Annotated in this window: 13 protein-coding genes and 1 pseudogene; 8 read left to right on the top strand and 6 right to left on the bottom strand. The window is 55.3% G+C overall.

Features of this window, described 5'->3' with window-relative positions:
• The first annotated feature begins 9 nt into the window (after positions 1-9).
• The gene (locus V6L79_RS15200) at positions 10-840 is read left to right on the top strand and encodes an undecaprenyl-diphosphate phosphatase (RefSeq protein ID WP_261742306.1); all 831 of its coding nucleotides are present in this window, start codon (positions 10-12) and stop codon (positions 838-840) included.
• Positions 837-1,274 carry a DUF1294 domain-containing protein gene (locus V6L79_RS15205; RefSeq protein ID WP_405046597.1) on the top strand — a complete coding sequence of 146 codons (438 nt, stop codon included), beginning with the start codon at positions 837-839 and terminating at the stop codon, positions 1,272-1,274. The genes V6L79_RS15200 and V6L79_RS15205 overlap by 4 nt, the downstream gene beginning before the upstream one ends.
• A 3-nt stretch (positions 1,275-1,277) precedes the next feature.
• Here the strand turns inward: V6L79_RS15205 and V6L79_RS15210 are convergent, their stop codons facing one another.
• Together V6L79_RS15210 and V6L79_RS15215 are read right to left on the bottom strand one after the other, a co-directional pair.
• On the bottom strand, positions 1,278-1,622 hold the full coding sequence (locus V6L79_RS15210) for an MmcQ/YjbR family DNA-binding protein (protein ID WP_338580322.1): 345 nt from the start codon (positions 1,620-1,622) through the stop codon (positions 1,278-1,280).
• A gap of 5 nt (positions 1,623-1,627) precedes the next feature.
• On the bottom strand, positions 1,628-2,536 hold the full coding sequence (locus V6L79_RS15215) for a LysR substrate-binding domain-containing protein (protein WP_261742308.1): 909 nt from the start codon (positions 2,534-2,536) through the stop codon (positions 1,628-1,630).
• Positions 2,537-2,660: 124 nt separating this feature from the next.
• On the opposite strand from V6L79_RS15215, the gene V6L79_RS15220 reads away from it, so the two are divergent.
• Together V6L79_RS15220 and V6L79_RS15225 are read left to right on the top strand one after the other, a co-directional pair.
• Entirely contained in the window at positions 2,661-3,272 is a 612-nt protein-coding gene (locus tag V6L79_RS15220; protein ID WP_261742309.1) for an FMN-dependent NADH-azoreductase, read from the top strand.
• Positions 3,273-3,430: 158 nt separating this feature from the next.
• Positions 3,431-4,462 (top strand): dienelactone hydrolase family protein, encoded by a 1,032-nt coding sequence (locus tag V6L79_RS15225; RefSeq protein WP_338579099.1) that lies wholly within the window; start codon positions 3,431-3,433, stop codon positions 4,460-4,462.
• Between the two features lies 1 nt (position 4,463).
• Here V6L79_RS15225 and V6L79_RS15230 read toward each other — a convergent pair whose 3' ends face one another.
• From V6L79_RS15230 to V6L79_RS15245, 4 genes and pseudogenes are all read right to left on the bottom strand, one after another.
• On the bottom strand, positions 4,464-5,651 hold the full coding sequence (locus V6L79_RS15230; RefSeq protein ID WP_261742426.1) for an MFS transporter: 1,188 nt from the start codon (positions 5,649-5,651) through the stop codon (positions 4,464-4,466).
• A 224-nt stretch (positions 5,652-5,875) separates the two neighbouring features.
• Entirely contained in the window at positions 5,876-7,462 is a 1,587-nt protein-coding gene (locus V6L79_RS15235) for an ABC-F family ATPase (protein WP_261742311.1), read from the bottom strand.
• A 12-nt stretch (positions 7,463-7,474) separates the two neighbouring features.
• Positions 7,475-7,714, bottom strand: a pseudogene (locus V6L79_RS15240) (site-specific integrase); the annotation flags it as partial.
• Between the two features lie 731 nt (positions 7,715-8,445).
• Positions 8,446-9,396 (bottom strand): LysR substrate-binding domain-containing protein, encoded by a 951-nt coding sequence (locus V6L79_RS15245; protein WP_321833035.1) that lies wholly within the window; start codon positions 9,394-9,396, stop codon positions 8,446-8,448.
• Positions 9,397-9,526: 130 nt separating this feature from the next.
• On the opposite strand from V6L79_RS15245, the gene V6L79_RS15250 reads away from it, so the two are divergent.
• The 4 genes from V6L79_RS15250 to V6L79_RS15265 all read left to right on the top strand — a co-directional run bounded on the left by V6L79_RS15250 (position 9,527) and on the right by V6L79_RS15265 (position 12,245).
• Complete coding sequence (locus tag V6L79_RS15250) at positions 9,527-9,802, top strand: DUF2798 domain-containing protein (RefSeq protein WP_261742427.1); 276 nt, start codon at positions 9,527-9,529, stop codon at positions 9,800-9,802.
• A gap of 143 nt (positions 9,803-9,945) precedes the next feature.
• The gene (locus tag V6L79_RS15255; RefSeq protein ID WP_261742313.1) at positions 9,946-10,983 is read left to right on the top strand and encodes a zinc-dependent alcohol dehydrogenase family protein; all 1,038 of its coding nucleotides are present in this window, start codon (positions 9,946-9,948) and stop codon (positions 10,981-10,983) included.
• 242 nt (positions 10,984-11,225) lie between these two features.
• Positions 11,226-11,540 (top strand): acid-activated periplasmic chaperone HdeA, encoded by a 315-nt coding sequence (gene hdeA / locus V6L79_RS15260; protein ID WP_261742314.1) that lies wholly within the window; start codon positions 11,226-11,228, stop codon positions 11,538-11,540.
• Between the two features lie 246 nt (positions 11,541-11,786).
• Complete coding sequence (locus V6L79_RS15265; RefSeq protein ID WP_261742315.1) at positions 11,787-12,245, top strand: hypothetical protein; 459 nt, start codon at positions 11,787-11,789, stop codon at positions 12,243-12,245.
• The last annotated feature ends 253 nt before the right edge of the window (positions 12,246-12,498 follow it).

Here is a 12,498-nt window from a genome sequence, read left to right on the forward strand (position 1 = left end):
GGGGGAATAATGGATCTTTGGACTGCCGCTCAGGCGTTGATACTTGGCGTCGTTGAAGGCTTGACGGAGTTTTTGCCGATTTCGAGCACTGGCCACCAGATTATTGTGGCCGACCTGCTTAACTTTGGCGGCGAGCGCGCAATGGCGTTCAACATCATCATCCAGCTGGGCGCGATTTTGGCCGTGGTCTGGGAGTTTCGCCGCAAGATCATCGATGTTGTCGTCGGTTTGCCCACCAAACCTGAAGCACGGCGCTTTACCACCAACCTGATCATCGCGGTAATGCCAGCGGTGGTATTGGGAGTGATTTTCGCCGATGTGATCCACGAGTATCTGTTCAACCCGATTACCGTTGCCACGGCACTGGTGATAGGTGGTGTGATCATGTTGTGGGCTGAACGCCGCCAACATGTGATTCGCGCCGAGACAGTGGACGACATGACCTGGAAAGACGCGGTAAAAATCGGCTTCGCGCAATGCCTGGCGATGATTCCAGGCACTTCGCGTTCGGGTTCGACGATTATCGGCGGCCTGCTGTTTGGCTTGTCGCGCAAGGCGGCCACCGAGTTTTCATTCTTCCTGGCGATGCCAACCATGGTTGGTGCGGCGGTGTACTCGGGTTACAAGTACCGTCACCTGTTCCAGCCTGACGATTTGCCGGTCTTTGCAATCGGTTTTGTGACCTCGTTTATCTTCGCGATGATCGCGGTACGCGCATTGCTGAAGTTTATTTCGAACCATAGCTATGCGGCCTTCGCCTGGTATCGCATTGCGTTTGGCCTGCTGATTCTGGCCACCTGGCAGTTCGGCTGGATCGACTGGTCTGCGGCGTCGGCGTGAAGAAACAGGTTAAAGAACGGCGCGAGCCGGTTGCTGCCCGCGAGCAACATGGTGCGCCGATCCGTGGTTTGAAGCTCAAGCTGCTGGTGTTGGCGCTGCTCTGTGCGTTGCCCCTGGGCGGCTCGGTAAGCCTGCTGCTCCACGGGGTTAGCCGGGTGCCGCTGTTGGTCTATGGGGTTGCCAGCGCCCTGGCGTTTGGCCTGTATTGGTACGACAAGCAACAGGCCAAAGCAGGGCAGTGGCGTACCCCGGAGAAGGTCTTGCACGGGGTTGAGCTGCTTGGCGGCTGGCCGGGGGCATTGGTGGCGCAACAGATGTTTCGCCACAAAACCCGCAAGCTGTCCTATCAGGTCTGGTTCTGGCTGATCGTGGCGGTGCATCAGGTGGTATGGATTGATGTTTTGTTCCTGAAACTGACCTTTCTCGATCTATAGCGATCAGAGCAGCAAACCGATCTGACGCTTTTTCGCCAGCTTGCTGACCACCAACTGGTGGGAGCGGCGCAACAGCTCCTGCAGTTCTGCAGCGCCCATCGGGTAGGGCGCTTGCATGTTGATCCAGTACGCCCGCGCCAGATACGGCGACGGGCGTATGCCTGGACGGTCGATATAACCTAGAAACAGCTCTTTCTCGACCTTGAACGAGAGTCCGTCGCTATTCAGGTTGAACAGGGCAAACATTTTGCTCTCATCGACAAAAAACACCTCAACACCACCCCATTTCACTGCTTCCTGAGCACCGGGCAGGCTACGGCAGAATTCGGCTACATCCTGTTTGGTCATGCGGCTCATAGCAGTTTGTCTCCACAGCTTTCGAATGATTCGACCAAGTGATCGATCCAGGCCCGGACCGCAGGCATCACTCCGCGTCTATGCGGGTAGACCGCATGCAGCCAGCCACCGGGCAAGGTCCATTTTGGCAATAGTTGAACAAGCTGGCCATTCTGTAGTTCCTGTTCGCAATACATCATTGGCAGCACGGTGAACCCCAGACCGTCCAGGGTGCAGGCTTTGCGCACGATAAAGTCGTCAATCCCCAGCCGCGCTTCAAGTACCAGATTACAGTCCTTGCCGTGTTCATCGAGCATGCGCAAATGGACCATACGATCCGCCTCGAGCGCTCCCAGCAACGGGACGTTTTTAAGGTCGTCAGGATTGCTGACAGGCCACTTGCCGGCAAACTCGGGGGTAGCCACCATCACGGTGCGGGCCTGACGCAGCCGCCGGGTCACCAGCAACGGGTCCTCATCACCTTCTTCGCGCACGCGCAAGGCCACATCGATGCCTTCGGTGACCAGGTCAACGCGCCGGTTGAGCAGGCTGACTTCCAGTTGTACCAGGGGGTAGGCCAGCAGGAACGAGCTGATTACACCGGGCATAAATTCATGGGCCAGGCCCACCGGGCACGTAACACGCAGGCGCCCCCGTGGTTCACTGGACATGCTGGCAACAGCCTCGTCGGCCATTTCGGCCTCCAGCAGCATGGCCTGGCAATGGCGCAAGTAGCGTTCACCCACCGCAGTCAGTTTGAGCTGGCGGGTGGTGCGTTGCAGCAGGCGGGCGCCGAGGCGTTCTTCCAGTTCGGCGACCCGGCGCGACAGGCGTGATTTGGGAACGCCCAGCAGGCGCCCAGCCGCGGCAAAGCCACCGGCTTCGACAACCTTGGCGAAGTAATAGAGGTCATTCAGGTCTTGCATGGCGTGCTCACTGTCCTACAGGTAGGACGAACTATCGCACGATGGCTGACTTATCGTCGATTGCTTTCATCGGTAGCATTACCTCCATCAGATCGCCCAGTGCGGTCCTCATCTGGAGATCACCATGAAACTTTTGCATATCGATTCGAGCATTCTGGGCGACAACTCGGCTTCGCGTCAGTTGAGCCGTGAAGTGGTCCAGGCCTGGCAGGCTGCCGACCCGCAAGTTGTCGTCAGTTACCGCGATCTGGCTAGCGAGGCCATTGAGCATTTTTCGGCCGCGACCCTGGTGGCTGCTGGCACACCGGCCGAGTTGCGGGATGCGGCGCAAAAGCACGAAGCGCAATTGAGTGCTGACACCTTGGCGCAATTTCTGGCGGCTGACGCGGTAGTGATCGCGGCACCGATGTACAACTTCACCATTCCAACCCAGCTCAAGGCCTGGATCGACCGTATTGCGGTTGCCGGCCAGACGTTCCGTTACACCGAAGCCGGTCCTGAAGGCCTGTGTGGCAACAAGAAGGTGATCGTAGTGTCGACCTCTGGCGGTCTGCATGCTGGCCAGGCGACAGGTGTGGCCCATGAGGACTACTTGAAAGTGATGCTGGGCTTTATGGGGATCACTGACATCGAGTTTGTGCGCGCTCACGGCTTGGCCTATGGCGACGACGTGCGTAGCAAAGCGATGAACGATGCTCATGCGCACATTAAGCAGGATCTGTTCAGCGCAGCGTAAGTTATCTGAACCGCGGCAACAGCTAAACTCTGTACTCTGGACGTCTAGAAATGACCAGAGTACGGAGTTTTTTGCGTTTGGCTTGGGTTATGCAGAGTTGAGGGTCAACGCTCTGGCATTGCCGGTTGCAAGTCACACGCTAGCCAAGGTGAGCATCGATGATGCGTTTATGTGTGGTACTGGGATTACTGCTGGCATATTGCCCTCTTGTGGTGCAGGCCGAACCCGCGGTCCAGTGGGGCGTGGGTTTTCATCGCCTGAATTTTCTCGATCCGCTGGATGAGCAGCCCATGCGCGCCATCGCCTTTTATCCTTCCAGGGAAGCCGAAGGGCTGACGAAAATGGGCGGCTATGAGGTCGAGGCCACTGAAGACGCCAAGATTGCAATGGGCCGCTACCCGCTGCTGATGCTCTCTCACGGCAACACCGGCACGCCTCTGGCATTGCATGACCTGGCCACGTCACTGGCGCGCAAGGGCTTTGTAGTGGTGGCGGTGTTGCATCCTGGTGACAACTATAAAGACCACAGTCGCCTGGGCACTCTGAGCAACCTTTATGGGCGACCGATGCAGATATCGGCGGCCATCAGCGCGACATTGGCTGACCGCAGCTTGTCACCTTATGTCTACGACGACCAGGTAGGGGTGATCGGCTATTCGGCGGGAGGGGAAACCGCATTGATCCTGTCTGGCGCCCAGCCTGATCTGGACCGTTTGCGGCGCTACTGCCAGGAGCGCCCGGATGACCATGATGCCTGCACGACAAAGGGTGAGTTGATTGCTGACCGCGATGACCTTGTGCCTGTGGCTGATTCTCGAGTGCATTCACTGTTGCTGCTGGCGCCGCTGAGCTTGATGTTCGGCAGGCAAACACTGGCAGATGTGCATGTGCCTGTGCTGCTGTACAGCGGCGAAAACGACAAACTGGTGTTTCCCGATAAAAACGCCGATGCCCTGGCGCGCAAGCTCCCGACAGAACCAGAGTTCAAAGTGATTCCCGGTGCCGGGCATTTTGTATTTATGGCGCCGTGCAACGATGAGCAAATGGCCGCAATGCCTGGTTTGTGTACGGATGCCCAAGGGGTTGATCGAGAGGATATCCATCGCGACCTGATTTACGAGGCGGGCCGGTTTTTCAGCAAGACTTTGCAGGCCCACCCGCACACCGGAATGCGTACTGCCAACCAGTGATCTAAGCAGCCGCGCGCCGCGCCAACCCCAGACTCAACAGCAAGCCCATGCAACACATCACTGCCGCGCTGAAGAAAATCCACGGATAACCCATGTTCAGCGCAATGGCCCCCATGATCGGCCCCGCAATGGCCAGCGCCAAATCGAAAAACACCGCATAAGCACTTAGCCCCGCGCCTCTGCTTGAGACCGGCACTTGCTTGACTGCCTCAACGCCTAGCGCCGGGTACACCAGTGACAGGCCAAAGCCGGTCAGACCAGCACCAATCAGGGCATAGCTGGTCGAGGGTGCCAGCCACAGCAATATCAGGCCGACGGCTTCGATGCTCATACAGCCGATCGCCACGCTGTAGCCGCCAAAACGATTGATACTATTGGTGAAAATCAGCCGCGCAAGAATAAAACACACGCCGAAAACCGACAGGCAATAGGCCGCCCCGGTCCAACCGCGATCGATATAAAACAAGGTAATAAACGTGGTCAGCGTGCCATAGCCAATGGAGGCCAGGGTCAGGCTGATGCCGTACGGGGCAATCAGGCTGAACACCGACCAAAAGGGCAGACGTACGCCGCTGATTATCGGGATGGATGGTTTTTTGCGAATCAGCAGCAACGCCAGTAGAGCCAGCAGTAGCAGGGTCACCCCCAGACTGGCGAAGCCCAACTGGTCGATCATCACCACACCCAGCGGTGCCCCAATGGCGATAGCGCCGTAGGAGGCGATGCCGTTCCAGCCAATTGCCCGGGCGGTGTGTTCAGAGCCGACCTGGGCGATCCCCCAACTGATCGTGCCGACACCGATCAGGCCTTGGGCGATGCCGAGAAAAACCCGGCCGACAATCAAAATGCACAAGCTCAGCAAAGGCCAGCCTTGAAGCGCCACTGCCAGGGAGGTGAGCACACCGCTTATGGCGATCCCGATCAGGCCATAGACGATTGCGGGCTTGGTCCCGAGGCTGTCTACCAGTCGCCCGGCCGAGGGACGGCTGAGCAGCGTTGCCAGGTATTGCGAAGCGATGGTCAGCCCCGCGACCACGGCGCTGAAGCCCAGTTGGTCATGTACGTAGCCCGGCAGCACGGCAATCGGCAGGCCAATGCAGATAAACGCAATGAAGGTGTAAAACACGATCGACAGAATTTGCAGGGTGACCGACAGGGAGCTCGTGGGGGAGGGGTGTTGCGCAGGCATAAGCACATAATCCGGCTGACGATCGATGATCGGCATGATGGCGCGGCGTCGGGATAAATGAAAGCAGGCTAACTATGTACGCTCCCACAAAACCTGCGGGAGCGAGCTTGCTCGCGATGCAGGCGCTGCGGTTTGTCAGGTAACCCGTCTAAAAACGAAAAACCCCGTCACCAGGACGGGGTTTTCGTTACGACTAGTTGCTTAGCGATACGGGGTGTCTGAAATCAGAACACAACGCCTTGGCTGCGCAGGTAGTCATCGTAGGTGCCGCTGAAGTCGATCACGCCGCTTGGGCTCAGCTCGATAATACGAGTGGCCAGCGAGGATACGAACTCACGGTCATGGCTGACGAATACCAGAGTACCCGGATAGTTCTCGAGTGCCAGGTTCAGTGCTTCGATGGATTCCATATCCAAGTGGTTGGTTGGTTCGTCCATGATCAGCACGTTGGCCTTTTGCAAGATCAGCTTGCCGAACAGCATGCGACCTTGTTCACCACCGGAAATCACTTTGACTGACTTGAGGATGTCATCGTTGGAGAACAGCATGCGGCCCAAGGTGCCACGTACCATTTGCTCGCCTTGAGTCCACTGGCCCATCCAGTCGAACAGGGTCATGTCGTCTTCGAAGTCGTGGGCATGGTCCTGGGCGTAGTAGCCCAGCTCCGCAGCGTCAGTCCACTTCACAGTACCGGCATCCGGGGTCAGTTCGTTGACCAGAGTGCGCAGCAGGGTAGTTTTACCGATACCGTTCGGGCCAATGATCGCGACGCGCTCGCCGGCTTCAACGGTGAAGCTGAAGTCCTTGAACAGAATCTTGCCATCAAAACCTTTGGCCATGTGCTCGACCATGACTGCCTGGCGGTGCAGTTTTTTGTTCTGTTCAAAGCGGATGAACGGGCTGACACGGCTCGAAGGCTTGACCTCGGCCAGGGTGATCTTGTCGATCGCCTTGGCACGGGAGCTGGCCTGCTTGGATTTCGAGGCGTTGGCCGAGAAGCGGCTGACGAACGCTTGCAGCTCGTTGATCTGAGCCTTTTTCTTGGCGTTTTCCGACAGCAGTTGCTCGCGCGACTGGGTGGCGACAGTCATGTACTCGTCATAGTTGCCCGGGAACAGACGCAGTTCGCCGTAGTCCAGGTCAGCCATGTGGGTGCAGACACTGTTCAGGAAGTGCCTATCGTGAGAGATGATAATCATCAGGCTGTTGCGCTGAGTCAGAATGTTTTCCAGCCAGCGGATAGTGTTGATATCCAAGTGGTTGGTTGGTTCGTCGAGCAGCAGTACTTCAGGGTTCGAAAACAGCGCCTGAGCCAGCAGAACACGCAACTTCCAACCCGGCGACACTTCGCTCATCGGGCCGTTGTGCTGTTCGATACCAATACCCAGGCCCAGCAGCAGCTCGCCCGCGCGGGATTCGGCGGTATAACCGTCCATTTCTGCAAACTCGGTTTCGAGTTCGGCAACGGCCATGCCGTCTGCTTCAGTCATTTCCGGCAGCGAATAGATGCGATCGCGCTCGGCCTTGACCTTCCACAGCTCCTCGTGACCCATGATCACGGTGTCGAGAACGGTGAATTCTTCGTAAGCGAACTGGTCCTGGCGCAATTTACCCAGACGCACGTTCGGCTCCAGCATGACCTGGCCGCCAGACGGTTCAAGATCATCGCCGAGGATTTTCATGAAGGTGGACTTGCCGCAACCGTTGGCACCGATCAGGCCATAACGGTTACCAGCACCAAATTTTACGGAAACGTTCTCGAAAAGCGGCTTTGCGCCGAACTGCATCGTGATGTTAGCTGTGGAGATCAAAGGGGTTACCTATCAAGGAGTTACGCGGTGTGCTTTTGTCGCTTGGGCCAATCCTGGGCCATTCAAGAGCTTTTCCATCTCATCCCGATCACCGCTAGGGTTAAGCCAGCGCGCATAAGTAAAGAGCAACATTTGGACGCTACGGCCAAGTTGCTGAGCAATAAAGGCGGGATTCATGCCGGACATTGAGCATATTGTCGCATAGGTGTGACGACAGTTATATGGCAGGTGGTAGCGTATCCCCAGCTTTTCTTGGGCAGGATGCCTTTGGTGGCGCAAAACAGGGGTTTATTTACCGGGTAGGCTCATTTGTGACGCAAGGACGCCATAGGGTAATTCTCTACTGCCCATCCAGCTATGCCATGAACGATGCCGACAGGCGGGGGCGAGCTGGATTCTGCAGGAGAGCATCTGATGCTGGGTGGCGCCAGCGTCGTTGTGGTACGCCGTTGGCACCTGTGAGCCAGAGCTGTGTTGGCCAAGACTGATAATAAAAGAATAAGTATATTCTTTTTAGTTAATTGACTTGTTGCTGTCTTGTAAGCAACAGCCTCAAGTAAGAGTTGGTTTTAACAAGCCTCCCACGAGATGCTGCCCAATAACTTTACAGTAGGCCGATCAACGGTTTATTCGAATTTTTTTGTGCGTTACTTCACATATAAAGGTGCCCGTATCGCCGCGGAGTACGTAAAGGGCAGCCCTGTAGGCCGCAGAAGCGCGCGAGCAGTGCAGATCGCGCAACTTGCGGTATGCCCATTTCCAGCCACGCTTATTTGTTACGTTCATATGACTCTTCCATAAATGGCATTATGACATGAGTGTAACAGCGCGTTATAAATAAGAAATGTGTCTGAGCAGGTTTATTTTCGATGAATAACGTAAATATATTAAAAATTAAAGGCTTATAGCGCGTTTCGAATGCATTAAATTATGAATGTAATCCATATGAGTTGCGCACCACTTTAGTGCGCTCTAAAACATGGCTATGCACTCGATTGGGCGCTGACGGTAATTTCCTTTGGCCAGCGCTGGCCCAGATGCTCGGTCAAGTAATCCATAAACGCTTTAACTTTGGCAGTTATGGCTGCGCGATCCTGAACACAGGCATATATATCCAGCGGTTCGGCGCTAGATTCACTCGATTCATGGCTGTGCTCAAGCAGGGCAACCAGTTGGCCTGATTCGATCCAGGATGCAGCTACGAACTCGGCCAGACGTGCGATCCCGGCGCCGTGGATGGCCATTTGAGCCAGCGCATCGATATCGTCACTGATCGCGGTGAAATTCAACGTTGCGTAATAGTGCTCCCCCTCGCGAATAAACCCCCAGCGCAACAGCCGTCCGTCCAACGGGTAGCGAAAGGCCAGGCAGGCATGTTGCTGGAGTTCTTCAGGGGTCCGCGGGATGCCGGCGTGCTCCAGATAGGCTGGGGATGCGCAAACTACAAAAGGGATTGAAGCAATTTTGCGCGCTACGATGCCTTCTTCCAGTTGCGGTTTGATCCGCAGGCTCAGGTCGATTCCATCCTGAATATGATTGATCTTGCCATCGGTGGTGCGCAGCTCAAGGGCCAGGCGCGGGTGGCGTTCAGCAAAACCGGCAATCAATGGCGCCAATACATGCCGCCCGAAGGCGGAGGACGCTGCAATACACAGCCGTCCTTGAAGCTCGGTTTCGCCAGTGCTAATGGCCATTTGTGCCGAATCCAGATCTGAAGCAATGCGCTGCACCCGCGCGAAGTACAGCGCACCGTTTTCGGTCAGCGCCATACTGCGCGTGGTGCGTTGTAGCAGACGCGCCCCCAGATGCTCTTCCAGGCGGTTGATGGTCTGGCTCACAGCTGGTGCGCTAACCCCCAGGTTTTTGGCTGCCCCCACGATGGAGCCTGTTTCTACCACTTTGATAAAGCAGGCAATCGCCGCTAACAGGTTCACGTTGGTTGGCTCCCAAAGGCTATTCGTAAGTTTTTCTTTATAAAGTAACTATGCGTAAGCGTCTAGTTGCCTGTTTTTGATCTTGTTAAGGTTCATGCCTCCTGAAATTCAACGCTTAAAAGGGCCTGTCATGACATCAAAAGCATCTTCCGATACCGCTTCTACGACACGTTTCAAGCTCACAGCACGTGCTACGCCGTACGTGTTCGCTTTTTACATGGCAACGATCATGGCGTTTTTGATGTCGCTGGTGATCACTGCAGCAAACTCCGGGATTGAGGGTAATTTCCTAAGCAATGCGCTGCATGCCTATCAGTTGGCGATGCCTGTCGCGTTCCTGTGCATTCTGGTGGTACGCCCAATTGTGACCAAGCTGGTATTTTTCACGGTTCATCCGCACCGCTAGTCAGGAAACGCTTTTTGTGACCTGCGGCAAGGGCGCGCCTGAAAAAGGCTGCTTAACTGCATCAATGATTTTGAGGGCTGCCGTGAGGGGTGCACCTGAGTGGCAGCTGTTGATGATTTTTGATCCGGTAAAGGAAAGCCATCATGAAAGCGCTCACCTATCAGGGGCCTGGCGAAAAAGCCTGGGCCGATATCCCAAAGCCGGTCATTGATAAACCGACTGACGCCATTGTACGAATCCTCCACACCACCATCTGCGGTACGGATTTGCACATTCTCAAAGGCGATGTGCCAGAAGTTACCCAAGGCACAGTTTTGGGTCATGAAGGGGTAGGGGTGGTAGAGGCAGTCGGCTCGGCCATACGCAATTTCAAGCCCGGTGACCATGTCCTGATTTCATGCATCACCTCATGTGGCAGTTGCGCCAACTGTCGCCGCCAGATGTATTCCCATTGTGCTGATGGCGGCTGGATCCTGGGGCATCTGATTGACGGCACCCAGGCTGAATATGTGCGTATTCCCCATGCCGATAACAGCCTGTATCCGGTGCCGGCAGGCGCGGATGAGGAAGCCCTGGTAATGCTGAGCGATATTTTGCCCACCGGGTTTGAAATTGGCGTACTCGCGGGCAAGGTCAAGCCGGGTGACAGTGTTGTGATCGTTGGTGCGGGCCCAGTAGGGATGGCTGCGCTGCTGACTGCACAGTTTTACTCTCCGGCTCAGTTGATCATGGTGGATGGCGATACCAATCGGCTCGAAGTCGCCTTGCGCTTTGGAGCTACAGATGTCGTCGATATCAATACGCAAAATGCGGTTGAGCGTATTTTCGAGCTGACCCAAGGGGTCGGGGTAGATGTTGCAATTGAAGCGGTAGGCATCCCGGCATCCTTCGATACCTGTCAATCGGTGATCGCTCCGGGCGGGAGTATCGCCAACGTTGGGGTTCATGGAAAAAGCGTTGAGCTGCATCTGGAAAAACTGTGGATTCAAAACGTCACTATTTCAACCGGGCTGGTCAACACCAATACAACGCCCATGCTGATGAAAACCGTGCAATCCGGAAAAATCGATGCAGGCAAGTTGATTACTCACCGCTTTGCACTGTCTGACATCCTCCAGGCATATGAGGTGTTCGGGAACGCGGCAAAGGAGAAGGCGATGAAAGTTATTCTTTCTCAATAAAAGCAAACGCATTACCACCCAGCCGGCTGGGTGAGCAGATGGCTGAATCAGGGGCGAGCTTATAAAGTTATCGCGCGCGAGTTGGTGTGGCTTGATGTTGAGTGTTAAATATTATCAGGTCGGCGCATGGCGATGAAGTTGCTGATAAGTTGGTTGTTTTTTTGACAGACACAACATTCGATACTATGTTCTTTGCGGCAGAACACATGTTACTGAATCTTTGAAAATAGGGATATTTATATATGAAGAAGCACATTCTGTTTGTGGGCGCTGTGGGTCTGGTTGCACTGTCTTCGTTGGTTCAGGCTGAAACCAAACAACCCGTCGCACAGTGGACGTGCGCTGATTTCCTGGCGGTGGACGAAAGCTTCCAGCCGACCGCCGTGGGTTTGGGTGAAGCCATTAACAAAAAAGGCAAAGTTGAAGATGCAGTACTGGATGTAGACGGCATCGCTAAAATCACCCCGCTGGTGGTGACTGCCTGCAAGGAAACCCCAAAAGAATCTTTCGTGTCCAAGCTCAAGGCTGAATGGGCCAAAGTCAAAAAAGACGTATAACCTCGCGCCCCAGGCCTGTACTTCGCAAGAGTACAGGCTGCCCCTATGCTTGAGCCCACCTGCGGCTAAAAACTCCCCAGCTGTTGTGAATTTCCTGCCCGGTTACCCCTCTATATAAAGACAGGCCTGCCTTGCTGGTCAGAAGGGCGTAGTAGACTACGCTGGTTTTATCTCTAACTGTCGGGGAACTCTATGTTAATCAGATCATTAGCCGAACTTGATCGCATTCGTGACGAGTGCAGGTCCATGGTCACCAAACGCTCCGCAGTGTCGGCAGGTGCCGCCGCAATCCCGCTGCCGGGCCTCGATATTGGCACTGATGTGGCGCTACTGGTTGAGATGTTGCCCGCGATCAACGGTAAATTCGGGTTAACCCCGCATCAGATCGAGCAAATGGACTCGCGCTCGAAACGTTTGATTATCGTGGCTGTCACCGGTATTGGCAGTGAAGTTATCGGCAAGTTCATCAGCCGAACGCTGGTCATGTCGCTGGTACGCAAGATGGGCGCCAAAGTGGCGACCAAGTCAGTGATTCGCTTCGTCCCGTTTGTGGGCCAGGCGGTGGCTGCCACCATCAGCTTCGGGGTGATGAAAATGGTCGGCAATGGCCATATCGAAGACTGCTATCAAGTTTGCCGCGAGGCGCTTCTGGCGCAAGCGCGAGAGTCAACAGTGATCGAGATTGGCCCTGAAATCGACACCTGACACGTTTATTTGACCGTGAAACCGAACCTGTCACTCACAGGGCCATCAAAGGTTTAAGGTCGACCAGAAATGGAGGGTGTGATGCATACGGTTAAATTCAGTCTTTTGCTGCTGATGGGGGGGATACTTACCTTCCAGGCGCAAGCGGGTTCAAATGTCACGGATGGCTCAACGCCAACTAACCGCAGCGCGCTGATGGCGCAAAACACCCCGTTAACCAATACCCCACCCGCGAATAATGTCATCCAACGCA

The sequence above is a fragment of the Pseudomonas sp. ML2-2023-6 genome (assembly GCF_037055265.1).
Classification (GTDB): domain Bacteria; phylum Pseudomonadota; class Gammaproteobacteria; order Pseudomonadales; family Pseudomonadaceae; genus Aquipseudomonas; species Aquipseudomonas kulmbachensis.

Bases quoted from the DNA above. Each gene is read 5' to 3' on its own strand.
- V6L79_RS15200 (WP_261742306.1), top strand. From the start codon at position 10: ATGGATCTTTGGACTGCCGCTCAGGCGTTGATACTTGGCGTCGTTGAA.
- V6L79_RS15210 (WP_338580322.1), bottom strand. From the start codon at position 1,622: ATGACCAAACAGGATGTAGCCGAATTCTGCCGTAGCCTGCCCGGTGCT.
- V6L79_RS15215 (WP_261742308.1), bottom strand. From the start codon at position 2,536: ATGCAAGACCTGAATGACCTCTATTACTTCGCCAAGGTTGTCGAAGCC.
- V6L79_RS15220 (WP_261742309.1), top strand. From the start codon at position 2,661: ATGAAACTTTTGCATATCGATTCGAGCATTCTGGGCGACAACTCGGCT.
- V6L79_RS15225 (WP_338579099.1), top strand. From the start codon at position 3,431: ATGATGCGTTTATGTGTGGTACTGGGATTACTGCTGGCATATTGCCCT.
- V6L79_RS15230 (WP_261742426.1), bottom strand. From the start codon at position 5,651: ATGCCTGCGCAACACCCCTCCCCCACGAGCTCCCTGTCGGTCACCCTG.
- V6L79_RS15250 (WP_261742427.1), top strand. From the start codon at position 9,527: ATGACATCAAAAGCATCTTCCGATACCGCTTCTACGACACGTTTCAAG.
- V6L79_RS15255 (WP_261742313.1), top strand. From the start codon at position 9,946: ATGAAAGCGCTCACCTATCAGGGGCCTGGCGAAAAAGCCTGGGCCGAT.
- hdeA (WP_261742314.1), top strand. From the start codon at position 11,226: ATGAAGAAGCACATTCTGTTTGTGGGCGCTGTGGGTCTGGTTGCACTG.
- V6L79_RS15265 (WP_261742315.1), top strand. From the start codon at position 11,787: ATGGTCACCAAACGCTCCGCAGTGTCGGCAGGTGCCGCCGCAATCCCG.